The sequence below is a fragment of the Nostoc sphaeroides genome, assembly GCF_003443655.1.
GTDB lineage: Bacteria > Cyanobacteriota > Cyanobacteriia > Cyanobacteriales > Nostocaceae > Nostoc > Nostoc sphaeroides.
On the sequence record NZ_CP031941.1, the window covers coordinates 3,969,275 to 3,993,370 of the forward strand.

26 protein-coding genes and 1 tRNA gene are annotated in these 24,096 nt (G+C 41.7%); 14 read left to right on the forward strand and 13 right to left on the reverse strand.

What is annotated here, in order from left to right; all coding sequences use genetic code 11:
• Window positions 1-16: 16 nt before the first annotated feature.
• The 5 genes from D1367_RS17630 (at window position 17) to D1367_RS17650 (ending at window position 6,130) form a co-directional block, all read left to right on the forward strand.
• Window positions 17-1,249 carry a LeuA family protein gene (locus D1367_RS17630; protein WP_118167560.1) on the forward strand — a complete coding sequence of 411 codons (1,233 nt, stop codon included), beginning with the start codon at window positions 17-19 and terminating at the stop codon, window positions 1,247-1,249.
• Window positions 1,250-1,331: 82 nt separating this feature from the next.
• A complete protein-coding gene (locus D1367_RS17635) occupies window positions 1,332-2,120 on the forward strand; it encodes a sterol desaturase family protein (RefSeq protein WP_118167561.1) in 789 nt (262 codons plus the stop codon).
• 84 nt (window positions 2,121-2,204) lie between these two features.
• Window positions 2,205-3,713: a DHA2 family efflux MFS transporter permease subunit gene (locus D1367_RS17640; RefSeq protein WP_118167562.1), complete on the forward strand. Its 1,509-nt coding sequence runs from the start codon at window positions 2,205-2,207 to the stop codon at window positions 3,711-3,713.
• 132 nt (window positions 3,714-3,845) lie between these two features.
• Window positions 3,846-4,661, forward strand: coding sequence for a TIGR01548 family HAD-type hydrolase (locus D1367_RS17645; RefSeq protein ID WP_118167563.1), 816 nt, complete (start codon window positions 3,846-3,848; stop codon window positions 4,659-4,661).
• A 74-nt stretch (window positions 4,662-4,735) separates the two neighbouring features.
• Window positions 4,736-6,130, forward strand: a complete 1,395-nt coding sequence (locus tag D1367_RS17650) for a cytochrome P450 (protein WP_118167564.1) — start codon at window positions 4,736-4,738, stop codon at window positions 6,128-6,130.
• Window positions 6,131-6,208: 78 nt separating this feature from the next.
• Here D1367_RS17650 and D1367_RS17655 read toward each other — a convergent pair whose 3' ends face one another.
• The 3 genes from D1367_RS17655 to D1367_RS17665 all read right to left on the reverse strand — a co-directional run bounded on the left by D1367_RS17655 (window position 6,209) and on the right by D1367_RS17665 (window position 9,512).
• The gene (locus D1367_RS17655; RefSeq protein WP_147337381.1) at window positions 6,209-7,327 is read right to left on the reverse strand and encodes a glycosyltransferase family 4 protein; all 1,119 of its coding nucleotides are present in this window, start codon (window positions 7,325-7,327) and stop codon (window positions 6,209-6,211) included.
• 24 nt (window positions 7,328-7,351) lie between these two features.
• Window positions 7,352-8,623: a glycosyltransferase gene (locus D1367_RS17660; protein ID WP_118167566.1), complete on the reverse strand. Its 1,272-nt coding sequence runs from the start codon at window positions 8,621-8,623 to the stop codon at window positions 7,352-7,354.
• A gap of 85 nt (window positions 8,624-8,708) precedes the next feature.
• Window positions 8,709-9,512 carry a tetratricopeptide repeat protein gene (locus D1367_RS17665; protein ID WP_118167567.1) on the reverse strand — a complete coding sequence of 268 codons (804 nt, stop codon included), beginning with the start codon at window positions 9,510-9,512 and terminating at the stop codon, window positions 8,709-8,711.
• Between the two features lie 109 nt (window positions 9,513-9,621).
• On the opposite strand from D1367_RS17665, the gene D1367_RS17670 reads away from it, so the two are divergent.
• Window positions 9,622-9,969 (forward strand): hypothetical protein, encoded by a 348-nt coding sequence (locus tag D1367_RS17670; protein ID WP_181984869.1) that lies wholly within the window; start codon window positions 9,622-9,624, stop codon window positions 9,967-9,969.
• A gap of 168 nt (window positions 9,970-10,137) precedes the next feature.
• Here the strand turns inward: D1367_RS17670 and ruvB are convergent, their stop codons facing one another.
• On the reverse strand, window positions 10,138-11,238 hold the full coding sequence (gene ruvB / locus D1367_RS17675) for a Holliday junction branch migration DNA helicase RuvB (protein ID WP_118167568.1): 1,101 nt from the start codon (window positions 11,236-11,238) through the stop codon (window positions 10,138-10,140).
• 249 nt (window positions 11,239-11,487) lie between these two features.
• Here ruvB and hisF point away from each other — a divergent pair, with 249 nt between their 5' ends.
• The 3 genes from hisF to D1367_RS17690 all read left to right on the forward strand — a co-directional run bounded on the left by hisF (window position 11,488) and on the right by D1367_RS17690 (window position 12,722).
• Complete coding sequence (hisF, locus tag D1367_RS17680) at window positions 11,488-12,261, forward strand: imidazole glycerol phosphate synthase subunit HisF (protein ID WP_118167569.1); 774 nt, start codon at window positions 11,488-11,490, stop codon at window positions 12,259-12,261.
• A 99-nt stretch (window positions 12,262-12,360) separates the two neighbouring features.
• Window positions 12,361-12,555, forward strand: coding sequence for a hypothetical protein (locus D1367_RS17685; RefSeq protein WP_012410736.1), 195 nt, complete (start codon window positions 12,361-12,363; stop codon window positions 12,553-12,555).
• Window positions 12,556-12,649: 94 nt separating this feature from the next.
• Window positions 12,650-12,722 (forward strand) — tRNA-Ala (locus D1367_RS17690).
• 49 nt (window positions 12,723-12,771) lie between these two features.
• On the opposite strand, the gene D1367_RS17695 is transcribed toward D1367_RS17690, so the two are convergent.
• Genes D1367_RS17695 through D1367_RS17705 form a run of 3 tightly spaced genes read right to left on the reverse strand, consistent with a single transcriptional unit; the run spans window position 12,772 to window position 14,727 of the window.
• A complete protein-coding gene (locus D1367_RS17695; RefSeq protein ID WP_118167570.1) occupies window positions 12,772-13,980 on the reverse strand; it encodes an ATP-binding protein in 1,209 nt (402 codons plus the stop codon).
• A 14-nt stretch (window positions 13,981-13,994) separates the two neighbouring features.
• Entirely contained in the window at window positions 13,995-14,483 is a 489-nt protein-coding gene (locus D1367_RS17700; RefSeq protein ID WP_118167571.1) for a PIN domain-containing protein, read from the reverse strand.
• Window positions 14,473-14,727, reverse strand: a complete 255-nt coding sequence (locus D1367_RS17705) for a UPF0175 family protein (protein ID WP_118167572.1) — start codon at window positions 14,725-14,727, stop codon at window positions 14,473-14,475. The genes D1367_RS17700 and D1367_RS17705 overlap by 11 nt, the downstream gene beginning before the upstream one ends.
• Before the next feature lie 158 nt (window positions 14,728-14,885).
• Here D1367_RS17705 and D1367_RS17710 point away from each other — a divergent pair, with 158 nt between their 5' ends.
• Window positions 14,886-15,449, forward strand: coding sequence for a Uma2 family endonuclease (locus D1367_RS17710; RefSeq protein WP_118167573.1), 564 nt, complete (start codon window positions 14,886-14,888; stop codon window positions 15,447-15,449).
• Window positions 15,450-15,451: 2 nt separating this feature from the next.
• On the opposite strand, the gene D1367_RS17715 is transcribed toward D1367_RS17710, so the two are convergent.
• The 3 genes from D1367_RS17715 to D1367_RS17725 all read right to left on the reverse strand — a co-directional run bounded on the left by D1367_RS17715 (window position 15,452) and on the right by D1367_RS17725 (window position 19,731).
• Window positions 15,452-17,722 (reverse strand): WD40 repeat domain-containing protein, encoded by a 2,271-nt coding sequence (locus D1367_RS17715; protein ID WP_323808688.1) that lies wholly within the window; start codon window positions 17,720-17,722, stop codon window positions 15,452-15,454.
• Entirely contained in the window at window positions 17,691-19,256 is a 1,566-nt protein-coding gene (locus D1367_RS17720) for a P-loop domain-containing protein (RefSeq protein WP_118167575.1), read from the reverse strand. Before D1367_RS17720 ends, D1367_RS17715 begins: the two co-directional genes overlap by 32 nt.
• A 235-nt stretch (window positions 19,257-19,491) precedes the next feature.
• Complete coding sequence (locus D1367_RS17725) at window positions 19,492-19,731, reverse strand: hypothetical protein (protein ID WP_118167576.1); 240 nt, start codon at window positions 19,729-19,731, stop codon at window positions 19,492-19,494.
• Between the two features lie 163 nt (window positions 19,732-19,894).
• Between D1367_RS17725 and D1367_RS17730 the strand changes: the two genes are divergently transcribed.
• Window positions 19,895-20,620: a GDSL-type esterase/lipase family protein gene (locus D1367_RS17730; protein WP_181984870.1), complete on the forward strand. Its 726-nt coding sequence runs from the start codon at window positions 19,895-19,897 to the stop codon at window positions 20,618-20,620.
• A 207-nt stretch (window positions 20,621-20,827) separates the two neighbouring features.
• The gene (locus tag D1367_RS17735) at window positions 20,828-21,262 is read left to right on the forward strand and encodes a hypothetical protein (RefSeq protein ID WP_118167577.1); all 435 of its coding nucleotides are present in this window, start codon (window positions 20,828-20,830) and stop codon (window positions 21,260-21,262) included.
• 196 nt (window positions 21,263-21,458) lie between these two features.
• On the opposite strand, the gene D1367_RS30155 is transcribed toward D1367_RS17735, so the two are convergent.
• On the reverse strand, window positions 21,459-21,656 hold the full coding sequence (locus tag D1367_RS30155; RefSeq protein ID WP_147337382.1) for a hypothetical protein: 198 nt from the start codon (window positions 21,654-21,656) through the stop codon (window positions 21,459-21,461).
• A gap of 59 nt (window positions 21,657-21,715) precedes the next feature.
• On the opposite strand from D1367_RS30155, the gene D1367_RS17740 reads away from it, so the two are divergent.
• Window positions 21,716-22,105: a hypothetical protein gene (locus D1367_RS17740; RefSeq protein WP_228674825.1), complete on the forward strand. Its 390-nt coding sequence runs from the start codon at window positions 21,716-21,718 to the stop codon at window positions 22,103-22,105.
• 49 nt (window positions 22,106-22,154) lie between these two features.
• Here the strand turns inward: D1367_RS17740 and D1367_RS30955 are convergent, their stop codons facing one another.
• Complete coding sequence (locus tag D1367_RS30955; protein ID WP_181984871.1) at window positions 22,155-22,364, reverse strand: hypothetical protein; 210 nt, start codon at window positions 22,362-22,364, stop codon at window positions 22,155-22,157.
• A 55-nt stretch (window positions 22,365-22,419) separates the two neighbouring features.
• Here D1367_RS30955 and D1367_RS17745 point away from each other — a divergent pair, with 55 nt between their 5' ends.
• Window positions 22,420-23,250 carry an AMIN domain-containing protein gene (locus D1367_RS17745; RefSeq protein ID WP_118167578.1) on the forward strand — a complete coding sequence of 277 codons (831 nt, stop codon included), beginning with the start codon at window positions 22,420-22,422 and terminating at the stop codon, window positions 23,248-23,250.
• Between the two features lie 97 nt (window positions 23,251-23,347).
• On the opposite strand, the gene D1367_RS17750 is transcribed toward D1367_RS17745, so the two are convergent.
• On the reverse strand, window positions 23,348-23,887 hold the full coding sequence (locus D1367_RS17750; protein WP_118167579.1) for a DUF3172 domain-containing protein: 540 nt from the start codon (window positions 23,885-23,887) through the stop codon (window positions 23,348-23,350).
• Between the last annotated feature and the right edge of the window lie 209 nt (window positions 23,888-24,096).

Genomic DNA, 24,096 nt, shown 5'->3' on the forward strand with positions numbered 1-24,096 from the left:
TTAGGCAAATTAAATTATGCAATCAAAAGATTTGATATATAACTGGAATAAATCATCAAGCAACAACTTAAAATCTATTAAGCTATGTGATGAAACTTTACGAGATGGTTTAGAAGGTGGAGTTAATCGTATTCCCTCTTTAGAGGAAAAATTGGACTTACTCAGCCTAGCCAACGATTCGGGAATTAACGATGCCATAGTGGGATTTCCTGGGCAGGAAATAGCGTATAAGCAAGCTCTGGCTCTTTGTCAGGGAGCAGAAATTAGAGGATTAGATATCAGATTTGGTTTACTAGGACGTATGGTGGAAACAGATATCTATGCTATTGAGAGTATTCGTCAGAGTAGCAGTCATCCTGTAATTGCTCATTTATTCATTCCTTGTTCTCCTATCCGTCGTTATGTAGAAAAGTGGGAAGTAGATGAACTAGAAAGACTGACTCGCTTTGGTGTTGGTTTAGCAACTCAACTGGGTTTACCTGTTAATTTCTCTCCTGAAGATACTTCTAGAGCAGAACCAGAAATAGTAGAACGTTTATGTCAGGCTGCAATTGAGGAAGGAGCAACAGAGATTACCATTTGCGATACAGTAGGCTATTTAACTCCCACAGGAACACAGCAAATAGTTCAGCATCTGCGACATTTTTTAGATGAAAATGGTTTCAAAGTCCGCTTAGATTTTCATGGTCATAATGATCGAGGTTTAGCATTAATAAATTCCCTCGCGGCTGTAAATGCGGGGGTTGATTGTATCCAGGGTACTATTCTCGGTATTGGAGAACGTGCTGGTAATGCACCTTTAGATTTAATCATGATTAATCTCCAAATGGAGGGTCTTTGGAATGATGGAAATTTAGTGGTACTCAGAGAATACTGTATGGAAGTTGCTCGACTTTGTAAGTTAAAAATTCCCGATAAATATCCAATTTTTGGAGCAAATAGCTTCCTAACGCAGATGGGAGTTCATGCGTCAGCTATTCTTAAAGCTGAAGATCAACATAACAAAGATATAGCGGCTTGTGTTTACTCCGCAGTTGATCCAAGTTTAATTGGATTGGACTATGGTATTCAGGTTGGCCCCTATAGTGGTCGTGCAAATGTCAGGTTTTTATTGTATCGCAAAGGGATAGAAATAACAGATGAAATTGCTGACCAAATCTTAACTAAAGCCCGTGCTGAAAACAGAATTCTTACTAATGAGGAAGTTTTTACTATGGCAGAGGTAGATAAATATAGTAAAAAATCATAATATTCTTGGCTTGATAAATCACTATAAAAATTAATTTTTCCGCATAAAATGTTGAATTTATATTTGCATTTATTTTCTAATTATGAATTTTGTTATCCATCTTATACAACAGTTTTTAATCCCTTTCTTAACACTGTTGATATCGGGTACGATCCTCTGGCTATGGGAAATTAAACAACCTTTCCGCAAAATCCAACATTTGCCTATATTTCTCCAAGATATCAGAGAACTACCGATAATTTTTTTGTTTATAGTTCTTTCTGCCCAAATTTATTCTTATATAAGCGATTTATTCATTTTCCCTATTATCGAAGCAGTTACTCATTCCGTAGGTTGGACATCAGTTTTACATCTGCCTTTATGGTTCAGGCTGATTATTGCTATTTTGATAAAGGATTTGATTGCCTATTTTAATCATTGGTTCATGCATCATACTTTTGTTCTTTGGCGAGTTCATAAGTGGCATCATTTGCAAAAGCCTATGTATTGGCTCAAGGGAAATAAAAATTCTTTGATTGCTAAGATTATCGCCAAATCGGATTTTATAGCGTTTCCTATATTAGCAATTCCTTTGGATATAACCTTTACTTGTGTACTTGCTTATTCATTTTTTACTTTTTTTGTTCACAGTAATATTCAATGGTTACCTTGGATGAGAACAGTAGAATGGATTTTGGTAACACCAAGATATCATTTAATACATCATTCTGCTGACATTCAATATCAACATAAAAATCTTGGTGATATATTCACCTTTTGCGATCGCATTTTCGGCACTTATATAGATCCAGAAACTTTCGATCCCAGCCATGAACAATTTGGTTTAGATGAGGATGAATCCCTGACACCGAAGATGATTATAGGCCTTTAGAAGTTCAAACTTCTGAAAAACCAGATTGGAGTCAGTTTTGCTTTTGCTGAAAAATATTCAGCATTTTATAGGCATAAATAAAATATGACAGATGAACTAAGTAAATCTCAAAAATGGTGGGCGACTTTAGGCATCGGCACGAGTGCATTCATGATTGCTACGGAGTTCTACATAGTCGGTGCAATTATTCCTATACTCGTCGAATACTTTAATACCACCTTCGCAACTGCTCAGTGGATAATTTTAATTTACACTTTTGTATTGACTGTGCTGGTACTTGGTGTAGCTCGTTTAGGTGATATCTATAGTAAAAAACTGTTATTTTTGAGCGGTTTGGTGTTGTTTACTATCAGTTCACTGCTTTGTGGTCTAGCACCCAATATCGGCTTTTTAATTGCCTTTCGAGGATTACAAGGACTCGGCGCTGTATTTGTATGGGCATTACGTAATGCAATCATTACAGAAATCTTTCCTGAAGAAGATCGCGGACGTGTATTGGGCTGGGTGACTGGACTTGCTTCTCTGGGATTGGCCTTGGGGCCAGGATTGGGTGGATTGCTGATTAGTTTTGGCGGTTGGCGGTTAGTTTTTTGGGTGAATCTACCCATTGGGATTATTGCTACTGTCATTGTTGCCCGATGTCTCCCCTCTTCTGTTAGTACCGGGGTTCGTAAGAATTTTGATGTGATGGGATTGTTATTGATGTCCCTTGCACTCAGTTGCTTTGTGTTGGGAATGACAAGAGTACAAGAATTGGGCTTTGGCGATCCTCTAGAGGTAATATTGATTACCCTAGCTATAGTTTTTTTACTGTGTTTTTTACTTTTAGAATCTTGGATAGAAGAACCAATACTTGATATAAAAATGTTCCGCTTTTCACGCTTCAGCCTGAATTTACTGTTGTTTGCAATGATTTATGGCATCGTTGGTATTATCCAGTTAATCCTCCCTTTATTTCTAGAGTTAGGTTTGCACTATTCTGCCCAAAAGGTCGGCTTGTTACTGACGTTATTACCATTGGCATCAGTAATAGTTGCACCAATCGCAGGCTCTATTGCCGACCGTTTTGGTGAACAGATAGTCAGCTTCATTGGCCTTTTATTACTAGAAATTGGTTGTTGGACTGCCAGTAGTTTGAATGCTGAATCAACCACTATCGGCTTTTGTGTCCGAGGAATTCTCATAGAACTGGGGCTAATAATCTCTGTAATACCGATCAGTAATACAGTTATGGAAACGGTAGAGCGTGAAAAATTAGGGATTGCCTCTGGTTTATTGGCTTTATCAAGATCATTGGGGATCATTATCGGCATGTGCTTATTAAGCACTCTTTTTTCGAGAGTCACTTTCTTTAATGCTCAGTTATTAACTAGCACTGAGATCACGTCTGTATCCCCCAAAATGCTTGATCTGGCAAATTTACCTGTTGCCGCATTAATTATAGGTATAGACACTACTTTTAGGGCAATGGCTCTGATTACCTTGTCCTCAATAATGTTGGCAGTTTTTCTTTGGTGGCAATCTAAAAATTGGAGTATTCAGGATGAAGCTGTTACCAGTCACCATGCAACGTCTGAAATTAAAACAGATTAAAATTAGGTTTTCTGCTCAATACCTTAGCCAAAATAAGAGCCTTGATAATTTTTGATACTTATAGGTATCTTAAATAGGGGAGTATCCAAATTTGGCACTTAAGATGATGTAAAACTCTTTTCCTCCCTACCCATGACTCAACCAACTTCTGTAAAAGCGATCGCTATTTTCGATATTGATGGCGTTGTGCGCGATGTTAGCGGTTCCTATCGCCGGGCGATCGCAGATACCGTAGAACATTTTACCACCCAAGCATATCGTCCAACCCCACTAGATATTGACCAACTCAAGTCTGAAGGCGTGTGGAATAACGATTGGGAAGCATCGCAGGAATTAATTTACCGCTACTTTGAAACCCAAAAACAGAGCCGCGAACAACTGCAACTAGATTATGATGCGATCGTTGCTTTTTTTCAATCCCGCTACCGAGGCTCAGATCCAAATAATTTTACTGGGTATATCTGTAATGAACCTTTATTATTACAACCTAGCTATTTAGAACAACTTACCCAAGCCGGGATTGCTTGGGGATTTTTTAGCGGTGCAACTCGTGCTTCTGCTAACTATGTCTTAGAAAAACGCCTGGGTTTGCAATCTCCGGTGTTGATTGCGATGGAAGACGCACCAGGTAAACCTGACCCCACTGGACTTTTCGCTACAGTTCGGGAGTTAGATAATGGAATTGAGGAAAGATTAGCGATCGTGTATGTGGGAGATACGGTAGCAGATATGTATACCGTCGAGAAAGCGCGGAATCTAGATTCTGCTCACACTTGGATTGGAGTGGGGGTTTTACCGCCTCATGTCCAGGAAACAGCAGCGCGTAGTGATGCATACAGTGAGACGCTAATAGCAGCAGGAGCAGCAGTAGTTTTGCGTAATGTGCAAGAATTGACTCCAAGACAGATTCAAGAGTTGGTAAGTTCATTTGCCCAATCTGTGGTCTAAGATTAATCAAGCTAGGGGTGCATGAATAACTGGCTGATAACAATCTTGCTTTAATCATTGGGAGATTAATAAAAATGTCTGCACTTAAACTGCCTAATGGCCCTCAAACTCACCCTTGGGTACAGACGTATCAATGGCTAACTAACCCATTGGAATATTTAGAAGATTGTGCTAAACGTTACGGTGATATCTTCACCCTTCAGCTTGGACAAAATGTTCCTCCTCAAGTTTTCATTAGCAATCCTCAAGCGATTCAACAGATTTTTACTACAGATCCAAAATATTTAGACTCTGGTGAGCCAGCAGGGATTAAATCGCCTTTATTAGGACGGCAATCACTACTGGCACTGGAAGGAAAGCCTCATCAGCGACAACGAAAACTGTTGACACCGCCCTTACATGGAGAGCGAATGCTTGCTTATGGTGATTTAATCCGTGAGATCACTGAGCAAGTGATTAATCAGTGGCAAGTTAGAGAAACCTTTGCAGCTTTGCCATCAATGCAAGCAATCTCTTTCCAAGTAATTTTGAAGGCCGTATTTGGTCTAGAAGATGGGCCACGTTACGAGAAACTCAATGAACTCCTGATTGGAATCCTGAATCCCAAAATCCCTATTTTAAGAACAGTTCTGCTTCTTTTTCCATCACTTCGACAGGATTTAGGAGCGTGGAGTCCTTGGGGAAAATACTTGCGTTTACGACAGCAGATTGATCAAATTATCTACGCCGAGATTCAAGAACGCAAAGCACAACCTGACTCATCTCGGACTGATATTCTATCTTTAATGACGGCTGCTCGTGATGAGGCGGGAGAGCCAATGACAGACTTGGAATTACGTGATGAACTGATGACCCTATTAGTGGCGGGTCACGAAACTACTGCAACTTCCTTATCATGGGCGCTGTACTGGATTCATCATCGGCCCCAGGTGCGCGAAAAACTGCTGCAAGAACTAGATAATTTGGGTGAAAAACCAGATGCAAACGCTATTTTTCGATTGCCTTATTTGAATGCTGTCTGTTCTGAAACGCTACGTCTTTACCCAGTAGCAACCTCGGCACTAAATCGATTGGTTAAATCACCGCTACAAATTGGAGGATACAACTTTGAGCCTGGTACTTTGCTCAATCCCTCTATTTATTTGACCCATCATCGAGAAGATTTATATCCACAGTCGAAGCAATTTAAACCAGAGCGTTTTCTAGAACGGCAATTTTCTCCTTATGAGTATTTACCCTTTGGTGGCGGGAACCGTCGCTGTATTGGAATGGCATTTGCCTTGTTTGAGATGAAACTGGTGTTGGCAAAAGTGCTATCTCACTGGGAGATGGAATTGGCTGATAGCAAACCAGTGCAGCCAGTACGTAAGGGTTTGCTATTTAGCCCAAGAGGGGGTGTGCAGATGGTGGTGAAGGGTAAGCGTCCTCAAAATCAGCCTATCCTTCAGACTAGCTCTAGTTCCGTTTAAAGACTGGGAGAATGGGATGAGATAGGGTGAGAGCGATGTCTATGACGGGCTACACTCACAAACAATCCTGGATTTTATTTAAACTGAGAAAAATTCCTCGTGCCACTGTTTAGCAACTTTATCCCAACCAAAGTAATCTTTTAAAGATAATGCTTCCTTTCTCAGACTTTCTTGTTTCTTTGGATTTTTCAATAAGTCAATTACAGCTTCAATAAAAGCATTATTTGTCTGTTCATCTCCAGCAGGCCCCTTAATTCTGATACCAGATTTAACAGTCTCATCTAAGCCGGCGTAAGTTGTGACTACAGGAACACAACCAGCCGCTTGAGCTTTCCAAGCACTAATACAGAATATCTCAACAGGAGTATGACAAGGATAAACCCAGATTCCAGATTTAAATAATTCTTCAACTAACTGCTTGTGTCCAATTCTGCCATGTTCATATACGTTTCTTTGCTCAAAAAGTTGCAAAATTTGCTTCTTTTTATCTGGTAATTGTGGAAATCTATTAATGTAAGGTGAATTAATTAGCGCATCAATTCCTTGCCAACCATAGAAAATATGCAATTCAACATCAGGTACTTCTTGGGTAATCTTGTCCCATTGAGTAAGTAAATTTTCAATGCCTCTTGTATAGTCACTAATGGAAATCAGTCTTTTGGGGTTTCTAAAAATTCCTGTTAAATTAAAATCTTCTAGATTAATACCATTAGTTGTCAGAAAGATTTTTTCTTCAGGAATCCAGTTGGGTAGCATCGCTTTATGGAAATTTGACAGCATAAACAGCTTGTCAAAACTTGCTAAAAATTCTGATTGCTGAGAATCTTCTATTGCAGGAAATAAATTAGGGTTATCGTGCATCCAAATAGCAGTTTTTTTTGAATTTACTTTCATCATCATCGGTTGCGTCCAAGCGCGATGAAAGATTAAGGCATTAAAGTTGTCTTGAGGATTAAATTTATCAACAGACTGATAAACTACACCATTATATTCCCCTTCCATGTCACCGCATCTATTAAAAACTGTGACTTGATAACCCAATCTCACCAGTTCTTGACTTAAGTAAATGACAGCCTCTTCGCTGCCTCCAATACCATTTTTGACAGAAGTAGGTGACCAATCTTCCACATGAAAGGGAAAATTAGCATAAATTACGATTGAATTATTGTTCCAGTCCATATTATTTAGTTTGTTCACAATTAATACTGTTGATTACTTTGTTTAAGCCAAAACAGGCTTCCCTGTAGAAACAGCCTGTTCCACAATATCAATAGCTCGACTTACACCCCCTGCTTTCTGAATTGCCTCTTGTAACCTGACTGCATTCTGTTTATAAGAATCCTCCTTCAACACCTTTTGGATAGCAGTTCGCAGTTTAGGAACATTCACACGACTCAGGGGTATAGCCTCACCAGCACCAGCCCAAGCTACACGCGCTGCTACTCCTGGTTGATCGTTAGCAACCGGAATGGCAACCATTGGTACCCCATTATTTAAGGACTCCAAAGTAGTATTCATGCCTGCGTGGGTAATGGTGAGAGACGCTTTTTGCAGCAATTCTAATTGGGGTGCATAACCAACTACCAGGGGATTTCCCGGCAAACTCCCCAGAGACTCTGGAGTTGCAGAACCACCTAACGAAATCACTAGCTGGGCATCCAAATCATTACAAGCTTCGGCAATAGACTTGAAAACTCCCAATAGGCGATTTTGGACAGTCCCCATTGAGGCGTAAATCAATCGTTGTCCGGTTAATTTTTCATAAGGGAAATCAGGAACTTCCCGACCAGTTGGACTATGATAAGGCCCTGTGAAATGGAAGCACTGGGGCAAATTTTCCCTTGGGAATTCCAATTGTGCAGGCTGTTGACTAATTTGAGCTAGTTGGGAATAGCGATTGTTAGAGCTAAACTGTGGGGGCAATTTCCACTCTTGGCGATACTGATTGATTACCCCTGTAATAGGTTTTACGGTGCGACTCAGCAATGCATAGCCACCTCGGTTACGTAATCGCGCCCACCAGGCTGGATTATAGCTCCAGGTTTTAAAATAAGGTGGGACACTCGGTTCTCGATTCAGTACCACAGCACTGCAAACTGTAATAAAAGGAATGCCCAGAAATTCTGCAACAGAACCTCCCTCTGGTGAAACTTGATCTACTAAAAGTGCTTCCACACCTGCTTCCTTGACTGCTGTTGGTGCATCTCTGAGCATAACAGCCGCCTGATCTTTGAGGAAGTTGACAGTATATTGCAGTGCCGCGAGTCCACTCAGTTTACCTAACTGAGTTATCGATTCAGCGATCGCTCCAGTGGGAAATTCAGATTCACCAACAGCTTGGAATTCTAACTCTGCCGCTAGTGTCTTGGATTTAGCATCAAGTATACCGAATAAGGTGACGCGATGACCCCGCTTTTGGAGTTCTTTACCCAAGGGGAGCATAGTGTTGAGATGACCAGTTGTTGCTGGACAGATCAGCCCAAAATGAGTCATAAATGCTGTTTCTGTATATTTACAATGATGTATACCAGAAAACAGTTATATAGGCAAAGAAAAAATTTTGCTGAGTTACAAGTGCCTACTGAATTTTCAAGAACTTATCCAAAGCTGTAACCAGGCTAGGAGGCCAACGGCGGATATTTTTTACCCAGTCGATATCTTTGTAGCGGCTATCAAGTCCATAAGCTGCTACCCAGTTGCTTTCGGCTTCACCTTGTTCTCCATTTACCCAATATGCAGCTGTGAGGGCGGCACGCACATCAGCAAATTTGGAGTATTTACGGGCGATATTTCGCATCTCACGGATTGCTTGCTCTTTTTTACCTGTTTCATAAAGAGCGAGAGCGTAGTTAGCACGGGCGAAAGCAAAATTTGGGGCTATCTCATTAGATTTTTTGTAGTCTGCGATCGCATCTTCCCATTTTCCTAAACCTGTTTTGGCATTTCCCCGATTGTTATACGCCATCGCATCGTTAGGATCGAGTTCTAAGACATGATTATAATCTGCGATCGCATCATCCCATTTTCCCATCCCTTCCAACGCCGCCCCCCGATTCAAATATGGATCGGTGACATTTGGTGCTAATTCTATCGCTTTGTTATAATCTTTCAGAGCTTCTTGCAATTTATTCTGACTCACCCGCGAATTTCCCCGGTTACTCCACGCCCCCGCATTAGTGGGAAATTGCTCAATAATCTTTGTCCAGTAAGTTTCAGCCGTCGCAAAATCACCTTGATTCGTCGCTGCAAAGGCTTGATTTGCCCACTCATCGCCTTGTTTTAACTGTTCTTGAGTAATGGCCGGTTGAGATTGTGCCATGACTGGAGTACCCCAGCCAAACACAAGTAACAGACTCAGAAAAATACTAATTAACTTAATCATTTAGGTTTACCTAATTTGTCATTTGTCACTTGTACTGAGCGACTTGTGCCGAGCGAAGCCGAGGTAAGCCGAAGTATTTGTCATTTGTCATTGAGCATGGAGCAGAGGAATGGAGTTCAAAGACTCATTAAAGGAGTTCAAAGACTCATTAAAGGAGTTCAAAGACTCATTAAAGGAGTTCAAAGACTCATTAAAGGAGTTCAAAGACTCATTAAAGGAGTTCAAAGACTCATTAAAGGAGTTCAAAGGCTCATTAAAGGAGTTCAAAGACTCATTAAAGGAGTTCAAAGACTCATTAAAGGAGTTCAAAGGCTCATTAAAGGAGTTCAAAGACTCATTAAAGGAGTTCAAAGCCCAATGCCCCATGCCCAATGCCCATAATTACCAAGAAGGGGAAAAGGGGAAGGGGAAAGGGGGAAAGGGCACAGAATTTAGAACTTTTCCCCACAAGGTATAAAGCCCACTTCGGCTACGCTCAGTGCATCGCCTGTCTTAATTGCGGAGAACAAAAAAAGAAGATTTTACCCGCCACGTAGTGCGATAAAAATCAGTGTCCATATTTGAAACCCCTGCTTTTAAGTCACTGGTTCCCTTTCCCCTTTCCCCTTTCCCCCTTTCCCTTTCTTCATAATAATGACAATTGTTCATTAGGCGGTGTAAACCCCAAATGCTTATATGCTGCCTTAGTTGCCATTCTCCCACGATGAGTCCGAGTTAAATACCCAATCTGCATCAGGTAAGGTTCATACACCTCTTCAATTGTTTGAGTATCTTCACCTGTCGTTGCTGCCATTGTTTCCAACCCCACTGGCCCGCCATTAAATTGTTCAATTATCACACTCAGCATTTGCCGATCTGTCCAATCTAAACCGCAAGGATCTACTTGGAATAGTTGCAGTGCTTCCGATGCGATGGTTTCATTAATCTCCCCAGATATTTTTACTTCCGCATAATCACGCACCCGTTTTAGTAGCCTATTAGCAATCCGTGGCGTTCCGCGTGAACGACGGGCAATTTCTGTGGCACCATCTTCTGTAATTGGGGTTTTGAGTAATTGAGCGGTTCGCAGTACAATTTGAGTCAGTTCGTCAACTTCGTAAAATCGCAGTTTTTGAATTAAACCGAAGCGATCGCGCAGTGGTGAAGTTAAAGCGCCGACACGGGTTGTAGCACCCACTAGGGTAAACTTTGATAGCGGCAAACTTCTAATCCGAGCGCTAGAACCCTTACCAATAGTAATATCTAACCGATAATCTTCCATCGCCGGATAGAGAATTTCCTCTGTCATCCGCGAGAGGCGATGAATTTCATCAACAAATAAAATATCACCTGGTTTCATATTCACCAGTAGCCCAACAATATCCCGTGGACGTTCTAGGGCTGGCGCACTGGTAATTTTGTAATTTACCCCCATTTCCGATGCTAAAATCATTGCCATTGTGGTTTTTCCCAATCCCGGCGGCCCATACAGCAGCAAATGATCCAGCACCTCACCACGAGACTTGGCTGCTTTGATGGCAATATCTAGCACATCCTTTAAATCTTTTTGCCCAATGTAATCAGCAAATCGGTGTGGCCGAATACCCTCTTCCTGCTGTTCTTGTTCATCAATAGCAGCTTCAGGCTTCAGAATATTTTCTGTGGATGGTGCTTTCGCCGACTCTCGAAGCTGCTTTGGTTCTCCGTTGGGTTCTGGAGGCTGTTTTTTCGAGGAGATTATCGCCATAATTCAGCTATCTACTTTTAAGGGACTAGGTTTTCGGGGACTGGGGATTGGGGACTGGGGACTGGGGACTGGGGACTGGGGACTGGGGACTGGGGACTGGGGATTAGGGGGAGAATAAATAACTCCTAACTCCTAACTCCTAACTCAACACTCTCTTTGCCCAATACCCGTGAAAATTTTAGTTTGAGAATACCCGCGCCAATTTAAAATTTAAATTCCGGTCAATTACCCAGAAGTACAAAAGTTATTATGTTATCTAAAAGAATCTTACCGTGCTTAGATGTAAAGGCGGGACGGGTTGTAAAAGGAGTTAACTTTGTTAATCTCCAAGATGCAGGCGATCCGGTAGAACTGGCCAAGGTTTACAACGAAGCCGGTGCTGATGAGTTAGTATTTCTGGATATTACAGCTACTCATGAAGACCGAGCTACAATTTTAGATGTAGTCTACCGAACTGCTGAACAGGTCTTTATTCCATTGACTGTGGGTGGTGGCATTCAATCCTTAGAAAATGTTAAAGCTTTGTTACGAGCGGGCGCAGATAAGGTTAGTATTAATTCTGCGGCGGTGCGTGATCCAGAGTTGATTAATCGGGCCAGCGATCGCTTTGGTAATCAGTGCATAGTTGTTGCAATTGATGCCAGACGCAGAAATAACCCGGAGAATCCAGGTTGGGATGTGTATGTGCGGGGTGGCAGGGAAAATACAGGCTTAGATGCTCTACTGTGGGCACAAGAAGTTGAAAAACGGGGGGCCGGTGAACTGCTAGTAACAAGTATGGATGCTGATGGAACCCAAGCTGGGTATGACATTGAGATCACACGGGCAATTGCCAATGCTGTAGAAATTCCAGTTATTGCTTCAGGTGGTGCAGGTAATTGTGAACATATCTACACAGCCCTAACCCAAGGCAAAGCTGAAGCAGCATTACTCGCATCTCTGTTACATTACGGACAATTAAGCGTAGCAGAAATCAAAAATTACTTGCGCGATCGCAACGTGCCAGTAAGAATATTATCTTGAACCACAATTTACTACTTATTGACATCTATCTAAGGTTGGGCACACTTCCTGAAAAGGGTGTTAATATTATTTTACAAGTATTAACAATTATTAAAAAATATGTTGCTTCCTATTTTACTTTTTGATGTCGCCCTGGTGGCGTGGTCACTGCACTTAATGGAAAAAGCCTACGAGAGTAAAGAATTTTCTCTCATGTTGGCTGGTACATTAGTTGCTCTGGCTGCTGCTGCCATGTTAGTAGTTTACTTTTTGATGGGGCACTGTATGACCTATTTGTTGCAAGTTTCGTTGTAATTGCCCAGTGGTTGAGGAGATATTAAAAATTTATTTTTCACAAAAAGCTTGACAAAGTACCAATAATTAAGTGAATATGTATAATGGATTATAAGGGGTTATAGCGCAGTTGGTAGCGCACCTCAATGGCATTGAGGGGGTCAGCGGTTCGAATCCGCTTAGCTCCATTATTAATATCTTAATTCTCTTTACTAACCGAGAGAGTTATAAAAGTTTTCAGAAGGTTTTAAATGCTTGTTTACCTAGCCAGTCTCGAAAGTTGGAATGATAGAGACTGTAATGGGTTTCTGAGGCGATTTTTTGTTGTTGTAAGAACTCTAGCCAATTTTCTAGCACTTCTTCGACTTCATACTCATCAGTATCAATGATTTGTGCGATCGCTGCGGTGGTCTGCGCCAAAGCTTCCACTGATATTGCTTTTTGCTGCTGTATTAAGACATTTAACACATCTGTGCTATGTTCCGTGTCTTGTTCGGGTGGAAACATTTTGTGTAAATGCTGCTGATAATATGCTTCTAAACCAGGCGGGAGTTGATTGGACTCGAAAGATTCCGGGTAGAAATTTTCTGCGATCGCATCTATGATCTGGCTAACATACATAAAATTATCTTCGCTCAAAGTGGTGATGCGATCGCAGAATTCTTGCTCATTAATCTGGTGATTACTCAGCCAAGATTTAAGACTTGACCTCTCCCCCAACCCCTCCCCTACAAGGGGAGGGGAGTAATCTTGTCCCCCCCTTCCCTCGTAGGGAAGGGGGGTTAGGGGGGTTAGGTAATTTTGAATATATGCTTGAATATCCCGCCGATTTTCTTCTGGATAATCTGCTAAATCAAGACTTTGCGACGGTGTTTCAATTAATAAACCCGACTTCTCGCGCAAGAAAGGTCTACGAGTGAGGAGGAAATAGACTTTATCCGGGAGATAGCGGGGGAGATAAAACAGATTTGTACTGGGTGGTTGGCTGTTGCGGTCAATGCAATTCAACCCATCAATGGCAATTATCAGTTTTTGATGAGGTTCTAACTCATCGCTGATTTGCTGGAGAAGACTAGAGAAAAACCAACTTCCCTCTGTGGCGTTATCTGGGAGAGAGGTGTAATTAAGCGAGTATTGATTAATGAGTTGCGTGCAGATATTTATGAGAAATTCGTCAGCACGATTTTTACCCTCAAGTTCGGCATTGTAATAAATAACTTGAGGATTGTTTGTCACATATTTGGCGAGGATGGCACTTTTACCGCTACCGGGTGCGCCAATGATAGTGAAGTAACCGTGGCGATCGCGGTCGAGAAAGTTATTAATAGCCGTGAAGACAAATTCACGACCGACAAAGTTTTGGCTTTTTTCTTGAATGATTTGCTTAAATTCCCTTGGATGTCCTCTGAGATGATTAGTAGTGGGTGGTCTGGGTGGTGAATTCATAGTTATTTTTGTACCTATTCTCCAGCCTGTTGTTTAAGCAAATTCACTAAAGTATCAGATAACCATAAACCTGCATCACGTAAAGCTTGAATTCCGGGAGATACGCTTAAAATTATGCCGCGTCGTTTTGCTAGTACTAGTAAGCCTCCTGTGCCAATAGTAGTAATGCCCAGCGATTGACCGCAACGCCTTGCGGCTCTATCATCAACAATGGCTGCACAATCTAAAGTTTCCAAAGCTAGACTTAATACTTGTGACTCTCCTAAACCCAAATCCCAAGCAGCAACTTCAGGAGTTACAGCCGTAATTTTCACTACTTGTATCCAAGAAACGCTGGGTAATTGTCTTGATGCCGCATCATCTTCTCCTGCTGAGGTAACTTCTGTAAAAACACCTTCTGGAACTATGATTTCTTTGAATAGTTGTGGGAGTAATTCTGCTTGTTTACTTTTAAACAGCACAATCAGAGGTGAAGAGTTGATAATAATGTGCTTAATCGACATTTGCGATTTCTTGGGCTAGTTCTTCTGGAGTATATTGCATAAAATCAACTCGGTAACGCGATAAAGCATTAATAAACTCTGCGCGTGTTAGTCCAGCCACTTCTGCTGCTTTTGCTTGAGATATTTCGCCTAACTCATACCATTTTACTGCGGCAGCGATTCGCATTTCTTGAACGAATTCTTCAGGGTTCTTGCGGAGTGCCGAGAATACCGTTGATGGTAATTGGATTGGTACTGTTTTCATGGAAGACTCCTATTTGCTTAATATTATGTTGAATTAGGAGAAAAGTAGAAGTTCTGAGCTAGTGGAAAAGAAAAAATATCGCCACCATTCGCTAGAATATTTATCCCCATTCTCTATTTTGGAGAATAATTAAAAGATAAGGCAAGACTGGGGGTATCATGACTGTGCAGTTATTAAGACGAAAATTCACGGTTGAGCAATATCAGAAAATGCTTGAGTCGGGGATTCTCACAGAAGATGACCGAGTGGAATTGATACGGGGAGAGATTATAGAGATGTCGCCTATTGGGACAAAACACGCGGCTTGTGTAAATCGCCTGATTAATCTGTTGGTGCAGTTGTTAGGTAAGCGCGTCATAGTTGCGGCTCAAAATCCAGTTGCATTAAACAATAACTCACAACCTCAGCCAGATGTAGCATTACTCAAACCCCGTGATGATTTTTACGCCACTGCACACCCCCAACCCCAGGATATTTTTTTATTAATTGAAGTATCTGATTCGACTGTGATGTATGACCGGGAAGAGAAAATTCCTTTATATGCAGAAGCAAACATAATTGAAGTTTGGTTAGTAGATATTAACGAGCAAATTGTGGAAGTTTATCAACAATCAACAGCCGCAGGATATCAGCTTATGCAAAAGTTCGCTGGCGGTCAAAGTTTATCAATTAAAGCCTTAAGCGATGTGAATATTACCGTCAATGAAATCCTTGGCAGATAAAATTACTTCTCCTTTGATTCCTCTCTCATCCCTTCAAGGCGCAAAAAATGCACTCTACCCGATTGTTCTCCTGCCACAATTGTCATGCGATCGGGTGTAACTGCACAGCAATTAATGGAACTTTCCCCTATGAAGGTGGCAATGACCTCCCCTGTTGCCAGATTCCAGACTTTCAGGGTGTTGTCAGAGGAGGCAGAAATCATCTGTTGCCCATTGGGGGTGACGGCAACGGCATTTACTGAGTCACGATGACCTTTGAGGGTGAATAGTTCCTCCCCTGTTACTAGATTCCAGACTTTCAGGGTGTTGTCACGGGAGGCAGAAATCACCTGTTGCCCATTGGGGGTGACTGCGACTGCATTTACTGAAAAATTATGACCATTGAGGGTGAATAGTGCCTCCCCTGTTTCCAGATTCCAGACTTTCAGGGTGTTGTCATCAGATGCGGAAATCACCTGTTGCCCATTGGGGGTGACTGCGACTGCATTTACTGAAAAATTATGACCAGTCAGGGTAGCAAGTTCCTGACCTGTTAAACGATTCCAGATTTTAAGAGTATTGTCCACTGAACCAGAAATCACCTGTTTGCCATCAGGGGTAACAGCTACTGTATTTACTGAAGCAAAATGACCAGTAAGGGTAGCAAGTTCCTGACCTGTTAGACGATTCCAGATTTTAAGAGTATTGTCCACTGAACCAGAAATCACCTGTTTGCCATCAGGGGTAACAGCCACAGCACGTACTGAGGTACGATGACCTCTTAGAGAAAATAGTTCTAAACCTGTTGCTAAATGCCAGATTTTGAGGGTCTTGTCATCGGATGCAGAAATTACCCGCTGACCATTGGCAGTGACAGCAATTGCATTTACTGAAGAATTATGCTCAGTGAGAGTGAATTGTTGCTCCCCAGTTGCTAAATTCCAGACCTTGAGAGTCTTGTCATTGGATGCGGAAATCACCTGCTGTACATTGGGAATGATCGCGACTGCATTCACATAAGAATTATGCCCAATGAGGGTGAATTGTTCCCCCCCTGTTGCCAGATTCCAGACCTTGAGAGTCTTGTCATTGGATGCAGAAATCACCTGCTGCCCATTGGGGGTGACGGCGACGGCTTTTACCGAGTAACTATGACCTTTGAGGGTGAATAATTCCTCCCCTGTTGCCAGATTCCAGACTTTGAGGGTGCTGTCATCAGATGCGGAAATCACCTGCTGCCCATTGGGAGTGACAGCGACAGCATTTACAGAATTACTATGACCTTTGAGGGTGAATTGTTCCTCCCCTGTTGCCAGATTCCAGACTTTTAGAGAGTCAATTGATCCAGAAATCACCTGTTGCCCATTGGGGGTGACGGCGACGGCATTTACCGAGTAACTATGACCTTTGAGGGTGAATTGTTCCTCCCCTGTTGCCAGATTCCAGACTTTCAGGGTGTTGTCATAAGAGGCAGAAATCACCTGTTGCCCATTGGGGGTGACGGCGACGGCATTTACCGAGTTACTATGACCATTGAGGGTGAATTGTTCCTCCCCTGTTGCCAGATTCCAGACTTTCAGGGTGTTATCATCAGATGCGGAAATCACCTGTTGCCCATTGGGGGTGACGGCGACGGCATTTACCGAGTTACTATGACCATTGAGGGTGAATTGTTCCTCCCCTGTTGCCAGATTCCAGACTTTCAGGGTGTTATCATCAGATGCGGAAATCACTTGTTGCCCATTGGGGGTGACGGCGACGGCATTTACCGAGCTACTATGACCATTGAGGGTGCGGAGTAAGCGTCCTCCTGATGGGGTTAAGCTAGGGGTTAAGGTACACAGCCAAGGGGTAGTTGTCCTTTGCCTTATTTGTACCAATAATGCCTGAATTTCCTCTGGCATTTTCTGATTTAGTAACCGTCCGTGCAATTGACTCGCTAATTGTTGCTTATCTGTTACTAAAATATGTGCTGACAGTCTTAATGCTCCTTGAACCAATTTGAGACTTTTGACTTTTTCAGAGTTATATTCTGAGTAATTTAATGTCTCTTCACCATCAATCAAATCATAATCGTCAATTAGCGGCTGCACCCCAAACTCAGGATAGTTAATCTTGGCAGTGATGAAATCAAAATCAGTCAGAGTTTTGTAATACTTTTCTAAATTTCCCGACTTTACCAAGCTTGGCGCTAAACTACCCAAGTAAGCACGTTGAAAGGCAGGATTTTGTGCCGCTAATTTGTCAGCAAATTCTCCCATTTCACGCCATCTTCCCGATAAGGTAGTCTGCAATGCGTTGATTAACCTCTTGAAATAGCTTCCGTTTGGAATCCAAAACCCGTTTTGCTTTCAAAAAGTCTAAAAAACTAGCGTGATAAATGCTATAGCAGATTTCTCCTTTGATATCCTGCTGCTTCAAATATTCAACCCACTCTTCTAAAACTGATTGCACATCATCTTCATCCTGTTTGGCAATATCTGCTATCATCTTCCAGGTAATTGGTGTGCCAATCTCCACTAAAATAAACAGGATAAATACTTTTACTTCTTGGGGCTTTGCATCCATCCCCATACGTCCCCAATGAACTTGATAATAGTCCTGAAGACCATTGGGTAATTGCATTAACTTCAGGTCTTTATAGTCACCTTTAGCAATTCCTGGCAAGACATAGCGCAGGTACATAAAATTATTTTCACTCTTGGTTGCTACCTGCTCAACAAAATCATTATCATCAATTTTGCCGTCTTTAATCCATCGTCTAAGTGCCTTATGATGGTCTTCATCGTAATTCAAAAAGAACCTAATATACTGTTTGATATCTTCACGGCTCAAATTAACATAGTCATTTGCCCTTAAATCTAGCTCCTCCATCGTCACATCTGGTGCAGACAAGCGTTTTTTATCTATAGTATATGGTCGTCTAGTCAGCATAAAATAGACACGTTCTGGTAGCGCCGTTGGTAAATCTAAAAGATTACCCCCAGCTTCTTGCTCCACTTCATCCAAAGCATCAACTACAATTACCAGACGTTCACTAACAGGAATTTTCTTACTAACTTGTTCTAGTAAATCAGCTAAATTAGCCTTCTCGACATTCTGCAACTGGTAACGCTTACTTAATTGCTTGCGAATACTTTCAAGAAATAGCTCCGTTCGATTGCTACTAGTTTGGCGAATATTAAAATAGCATGGTGATTTATGATCCCAGACATATTTAGCAGCAATGGTACTCTTCCCCATCCCCGCATCACCCACTACTGTAAAATAACCACTGCGATTTTTATTGCAAAATTGCTTAAATGCGTCAAAAACAAACTGACGACCACAAAACGAGCGAATTTTTTCTTTAATTAATGACTTAAATTCTGTTGGATACTCATCTAAATTCCATTCAGGGAAAGGTTCAAACTCTGTTGATTTACTTCTTTTAGCAACCTTAATAAATATTTCCCCAAACTCCTCTAACTCTGCTCGCAGTTCAATTCTCATCAATCGGATATCAAATTCTGAATCTTTCCCCTGCAAAAACTTTTCTACTACCTTGTAGAAACCCAAAGGATCCTTTGAAGTATAAGCACTCCAAAAAGCATTTTTAATTTCTCTTTCTCGAAAAAGATTCAGCAGTACTTCCTGCTTATCCACACCATACTCAATTAAAGAATAAACATAAACACCATCAACATCTTTAGGCGGTTGTACTGGGTCAAAATTGAATTTTTTTAAAGTTCTAACTACAGTTTCATTGCGTTGAGCTTGATTAATAACTAGAGAAGCCGCAGGTTTAGCAATACTTTTAAGTGCATTAACTACAGGGTCAATATTCATCTTTGCTAACAGTAGAAATAATTTTTACACCTGTAACATATCCTAACGACAGATGACAAAATTAAGCAAAGACACACAAATAGCGATACCTTTAATAAGCTGCACCAACACACCCTCTCAAACTCTTCCTCCGCGCCCGGTTATTGAGCGAAGTCGAAATACTGCGCCTCTGCGGTTCGATTCTCAAACTCATTGCCAAAGCGCGTAGACGTAGCCCTTCGTAGATATTGCCTAGCTATTTCGAGTTCCAAAGCTCGACTTTGACCTTCCGAGGCTCAACTTTCACCTTCTGAGGCTCAACTTTCACCCTCAGAGGCTCAACTTTCACCTTCTGAGGCTCAACGTTGACCTTCTGAGGCTCAACTTTGACCTTCTGAGGCTCAACTTTCACCCTCAGAGGCTCGACTTTCACCTTCTGAGGCTCAACGTTGACCTTCTGAGGCTCGACATTGACCTTCTGAGGCTCAACTTTCACCCTCAGAGGCTCGACATTGACCTTCTGAGGCTCAACTGCGGCAATATTAACTTTGCAACCATATCAACAAGTAGAAACCCCATATATGCTTGGACACTAAAGATAGCCATCTATGGTATAGAAATGTATAGAATCTTGTAAAGATATAAAATATAGTTGTTAAATGCACACATTTGTAGCTTCTTCCTCAATGCAGCTGTCTGTACCACCAAATCACTTTCAGCCCATGAAGATTGTCGCACTGGGGGACAGCTTAATTTATGGATTCGGCGACCCGGAAAAAGGAGGCTGGATTGAGCAACTACGGCGATGGTGGATGTTGCCGGATAGTGCGGGTCATGTTCTTTATAATTTAGGCGTAAGAGGCGATCGCACGCAACAAGTAGCCCAAAGGCTAGAAGTTGAATTCCGCCACCGGGGTGAACTACGAAACCGTGTTCCTGACTTGATTATTTTATCAGTAGGCGTAAATGACTCAGCGCGGTTGGCGCGTCCCGATGGCCGAAGTTACACAGATTTTGCATTGTTTGAAAAGGAAATTGCAACTCTTTTAGATTTAGCACAGCAACTATGTCCTGTGTTATTTGTGGGCATGGTGCCAGTGGATGAAGCCAAGATGCCATTTTTAGATTGTTTTTACTATAATCATACCGATCAGTATCGCTACAAAGAAGCAACTCGCATTGCTTGTACTAAACGGCAGATTCCCTATTTAGATATTTTTGAGCAATGGATGGAACGTGGTGAAAATTGGCGGCTTAAACGCTTGAGTGAAGATGGTCTACATCCCAATACACTAGGTTATCAAGCTTTGCTAGAAGATGTGATCAATTGGGATGCTATAGCAACTTACCATTCTAAATTTGATTACCAGCTTGAGCGATCGTAATAATATATATGTGTTGGTGCTTTGGAGCTAATCTAATATTCTCGTATCTCCCATCCTTGCAAAAAGCACTACAATAGTGCTGAATTTTTAAATCCATCTTTTCCCTATTTTTTATTCAGCACTCTTAACAGACGCGATTAATCGCGTCTCTACTCAATACTCCTGTACAGACGCGATTAATCGCGTCTCTCCTAACTCCTAACTTCTATGACACCAACATTATTTGGTCGTTGGCAAACTCGATTATTATTACTTGCAACGGTGGGCGTACTTGTATCTTTGCCTTTTGCAATGGGTTGGATTGGTTCTAGTCCTAACTCGGTTTATTTTTGGATACTTGGTTATGTCGCGTTCTTTGGCTTAGGTTGGGATATGCTTTATAACTATCTCCAAAAATTCCGATGGGATCGGGATTGGCCCGCAGCCTATCAACTCTTAGCTGGTATATGGGAATTAGTCTTTGTGTTCTGCGGAGTAAAACTATTTGGCTTTTTACCAATACCTTTACCTAAAGAAGAACTACCGTTAGCAGTTTTTTTATTGCACTATACCGTCGTGTGGCTAGCGGTTTTTATTAGTTCACAAAGCCTGATGCGAATTATCTTTCCCCGTTGGCGTTTCCGGGGTGGTGAGTGGTTGTGATATCGTGTCCGCTTGTTATACCGATTCTGTATGAAGAGGCGCTAAAGCATATTTAAGTATAACAATAATTGACATTACAACAAAGCACAAATTAACCTTGGCTGTATCTAACAAGCTTGATATTTTCCAGTCTTTTAAAGAATTCTCTTAAAGAAACCAGATAGTTAATTTTATAGTATAGCTTGTATTGATTGCCTCATGAGGCTTCTAGCGATCGCTCTCCCGGAGAGTGACAGAAGAGGGATAAGCAACCGCTAGTAATTGGTGAGATTGTCGCCGGAATTATGCTCGGCCCATCTTTATTTGGTTTAGTTGCTCCCGATGTAGCAGTTTCCTTGTTTCCAGTCGTTCTTCCTTGCTGATTACCCGCCGTTACAGCCAAGTCACCGCTCACCTTGCCTCTATACTTCCTGAAGTTAGTAGTCAAGAGCCAACATTGAGGAGTTGAAATTCATGAATCATTTCAACCTCAAATCTTTAATTTTTTACGGAGTAGCAATAAGTTCAGTGCTAGTGTTGTTTAAAACTGTAACCGTTTACGGGGAAAACAATCTCAAGGCTCCTCCTGCAATTAACGGTCGGTATCGTCTAACCTTGTCAGAGAATTTGCCTAATTGGGAAAAATCGGATACTCTAAAGTTAAACATTCAGCAATCGGGTATTTACTTAAATGCCTCTGTATTACGGGCAAACCCTAACGCCGACACTGACGAAAAGCACTCTCTGGCAGGCATCTTCCGAAATCAACAATTAAATTTATCTGGAAAAGTTGGTAAATCAATCCTTTGTAATATTCCTCACCCCCAATTTGTAATATTCCTCACCCCCAAAATGATCCTCTAACCGCAGTTACAATTCAAATGCAACTTGTGGATAAAGCTAATATGACAGGTCAATTAACCGTAAAGGGCGTTCCACAAACTCTGAAATTTACTGCTGTGTCCGAAAAAGCTAATTGAATTGGGAAGTGGATAAAAACGCGATTCATCGCCTTTGTAGAGACGCGATTCATCGCGTCTACAGTATTCATCGCGTCTACAGGATTCATCGCGTCTACAGTATTCATCGCGTCTACAGGATTCATCGCCTCTACAGGATTCATCGCGTCTTTGGGATTGTGAGCGCATTGTATGTGTTTTATGGAGCAGATAAAAAGAATGAATCAGGTAAAGACTAGGCAATTTTGCCAATGGCGCAAGCAGCTATTTAGCATCAGTATATTAAGTTTTTATGCAGCGATCGCCCTCGAAACTTGCACTACTGCTGCTACACCAGTGGCAAAGCTAGAAAATTGGCGTTTTTCCCCAAAAACACAGCAACTCGAAATCACCCTCTCAGCAGGCACAACCCCCCGTTATTTCTACCTGGCACAACCCTCTCGTCTGGTTGTAGATATACCGAATACTAAGTTGGGCAAAGTTACCACACAACAAAATTATTCTGGATCAATCAAAAGCATTCGCGTTTCTCAACTGAATGCAAATGATACACGCATTGTCCTAGATTTAGCACCAGGGACTGTTTTAAATCCCAAACAGATACAACTGCAACCCGTTTCCCGAAAAAACTTCACTCGCTGGGTATTACGTTCGGTTATTTCTGGTAAAACTACTGCCGTGAAACCAGCGAACTCCCCACCTTCACCCAAGAAACAACCTCAAACACCCAAAAAGCCGCCTACTAACCTACCCGTAACCACTAATAATCTAAAAGCACCCTTACTCACAGTTCCGCCTATATCAAATAACCTGCCCTCAACAATTACTAATAGCTCAGGGCAGCCTTTTGTCACTGTACCTCCCCTAACTCCTAATACATCCTCTCAACAACCTGCTTTAATTCTTCCCCCTCCGTCTTTCCCAAATAAACCCGGTAACTTGAATAGCATTCCTTCTTTCGGTATGTCACAATTTCCAGTTCCAAACATTCCCAATGTTCCCAATCCCCAGGTAATCGAGTTTGGTCAACCCCTTCCTAAAAATAGGTAGGGAGTGGGTAGAGACGCGATTAATCGCGTCTGTGGGGGGATGAGGGAGTAGGGGGAGCAGGGGAAGGAGAGTTATAACCAATGCCCCATTCCCAATTCTAAAATCTGTCAGTTTCTTGAGGTGTTCCAACTGCTCCTGGTTGAGCCGTAAAGAAGTTTTGAGCAGCTTCATTCTGATATATACACCTAATATCAGGTTTGTCACTGTCCAAGTTACCTGTAAAGCCAAAGGTATTCAGGCGGTTTTTACAATCTCTTACCTGATCAGATGTCACCAGCTTACGTTGCTCTAAAAGCGCCCAGTTATTTTGTCGGATCACACATCCAGGACGCATACTCGGCTGGGCAACATAGACATTGAAGGGGTTGAGAGTGACGAACAGTCTAGCGTCCATCACCATCGCGCTGGCTCCGTACTGCACGCAAATTTCAGGGTTAGGTGCTTTCAAATCAATGAATTCACGAGAAGCCACATTTGATGGCGCCAACGTGGCTGTAGAACTAAAAGCAATGCCAATACCAATTCCCAAAATCAACACTCCTCCCATAATTGCGATGGTGAAGAGGTTAAACATTGGGGATTGGAAAATAGAGGGTTTAGAGGTAGTAGCCGATTTACCAGTGGGTTTACGTCTCATTGTTGCTTAATCACCTTCACGCCGATTTGGAAGGGAGTGGTTTAAACTTTTCTCCCTCTTTCAGTATGCCTATTCTTAACTGTAATTGTCTGCGACTTTTTGTCCAGTATTCTTCTTAAATGATAAAAATAAGAACTTATCTAGATAACTGGACAGAATCTCAACCTTGTCGGTTATTTTTTCCATCTTGAAGAATTGGTGAATATTTT

Coding starts and splice junctions, on each gene's coding strand:
- D1367_RS17630 (WP_118167560.1), top strand. CDS start 17: ATGCAATCAAAAGATTTGATATATAACTGGAATAAATCATCAAGCAAC.
- D1367_RS17635 (WP_118167561.1), top strand. CDS start 1,332: ATGAATTTTGTTATCCATCTTATACAACAGTTTTTAATCCCTTTCTTA.
- D1367_RS17640 (WP_118167562.1), top strand. CDS start 2,205: ATGACAGATGAACTAAGTAAATCTCAAAAATGGTGGGCGACTTTAGGC.
- D1367_RS17645 (WP_118167563.1), top strand. CDS start 3,846: ATGACTCAACCAACTTCTGTAAAAGCGATCGCTATTTTCGATATTGAT.
- D1367_RS17650 (WP_118167564.1), top strand. CDS start 4,736: ATGTCTGCACTTAAACTGCCTAATGGCCCTCAAACTCACCCTTGGGTA.
- D1367_RS17660 (WP_118167566.1), bottom strand. CDS start 8,623: ATGACTCATTTTGGGCTGATCTGTCCAGCAACAACTGGTCATCTCAAC.
- D1367_RS17665 (WP_118167567.1), bottom strand. CDS start 9,512: ATGATTAAGTTAATTAGTATTTTTCTGAGTCTGTTACTTGTGTTTGGC.
- D1367_RS17670 (WP_181984869.1), top strand. CDS start 9,622: ATGGAGTTCAAAGACTCATTAAAGGAGTTCAAAGACTCATTAAAGGAG.
- ruvB (WP_118167568.1), bottom strand. CDS start 11,238: ATGGCGATAATCTCCTCGAAAAAACAGCCTCCAGAACCCAACGGAGAA.
- hisF (WP_118167569.1), top strand. CDS start 11,488: ATGTTATCTAAAAGAATCTTACCGTGCTTAGATGTAAAGGCGGGACGG.
- D1367_RS17685 (WP_012410736.1), top strand. CDS start 12,361: ATGTTGCTTCCTATTTTACTTTTTGATGTCGCCCTGGTGGCGTGGTCA.
- D1367_RS17695 (WP_118167570.1), bottom strand. CDS start 13,980: ATGAATTCACCACCCAGACCACCCACTACTAATCATCTCAGAGGACAT.
- D1367_RS17700 (WP_118167571.1), bottom strand. CDS start 14,483: ATGTCGATTAAGCACATTATTATCAACTCTTCACCTCTGATTGTGCTG.
- D1367_RS17705 (WP_118167572.1), bottom strand. CDS start 14,727: ATGAAAACAGTACCAATCCAATTACCATCAACGGTATTCTCGGCACTC.
- D1367_RS17710 (WP_118167573.1), top strand. CDS start 14,886: ATGACTGTGCAGTTATTAAGACGAAAATTCACGGTTGAGCAATATCAG.
- D1367_RS17720 (WP_118167575.1), bottom strand. CDS start 19,256: ATGAATATTGACCCTGTAGTTAATGCACTTAAAAGTATTGCTAAACCT.
- D1367_RS17730 (WP_181984870.1), top strand. CDS start 19,895: ATGCACACATTTGTAGCTTCTTCCTCAATGCAGCTGTCTGTACCACCA.
- D1367_RS17735 (WP_118167577.1), top strand. CDS start 20,828: ATGACACCAACATTATTTGGTCGTTGGCAAACTCGATTATTATTACTT.
- D1367_RS17740 (WP_228674825.1), top strand. CDS start 21,716: ATGAATCATTTCAACCTCAAATCTTTAATTTTTTACGGAGTAGCAATA.
- D1367_RS30955 (WP_181984871.1), bottom strand. CDS start 22,364: ATGAATCCTGTAGAGGCGATGAATCCTGTAGACGCGATGAATACTGTA.
- D1367_RS17745 (WP_118167578.1), top strand. CDS start 22,420: ATGAATCAGGTAAAGACTAGGCAATTTTGCCAATGGCGCAAGCAGCTA.
- D1367_RS17750 (WP_118167579.1), bottom strand. CDS start 23,887: ATGAGACGTAAACCCACTGGTAAATCGGCTACTACCTCTAAACCCTCT.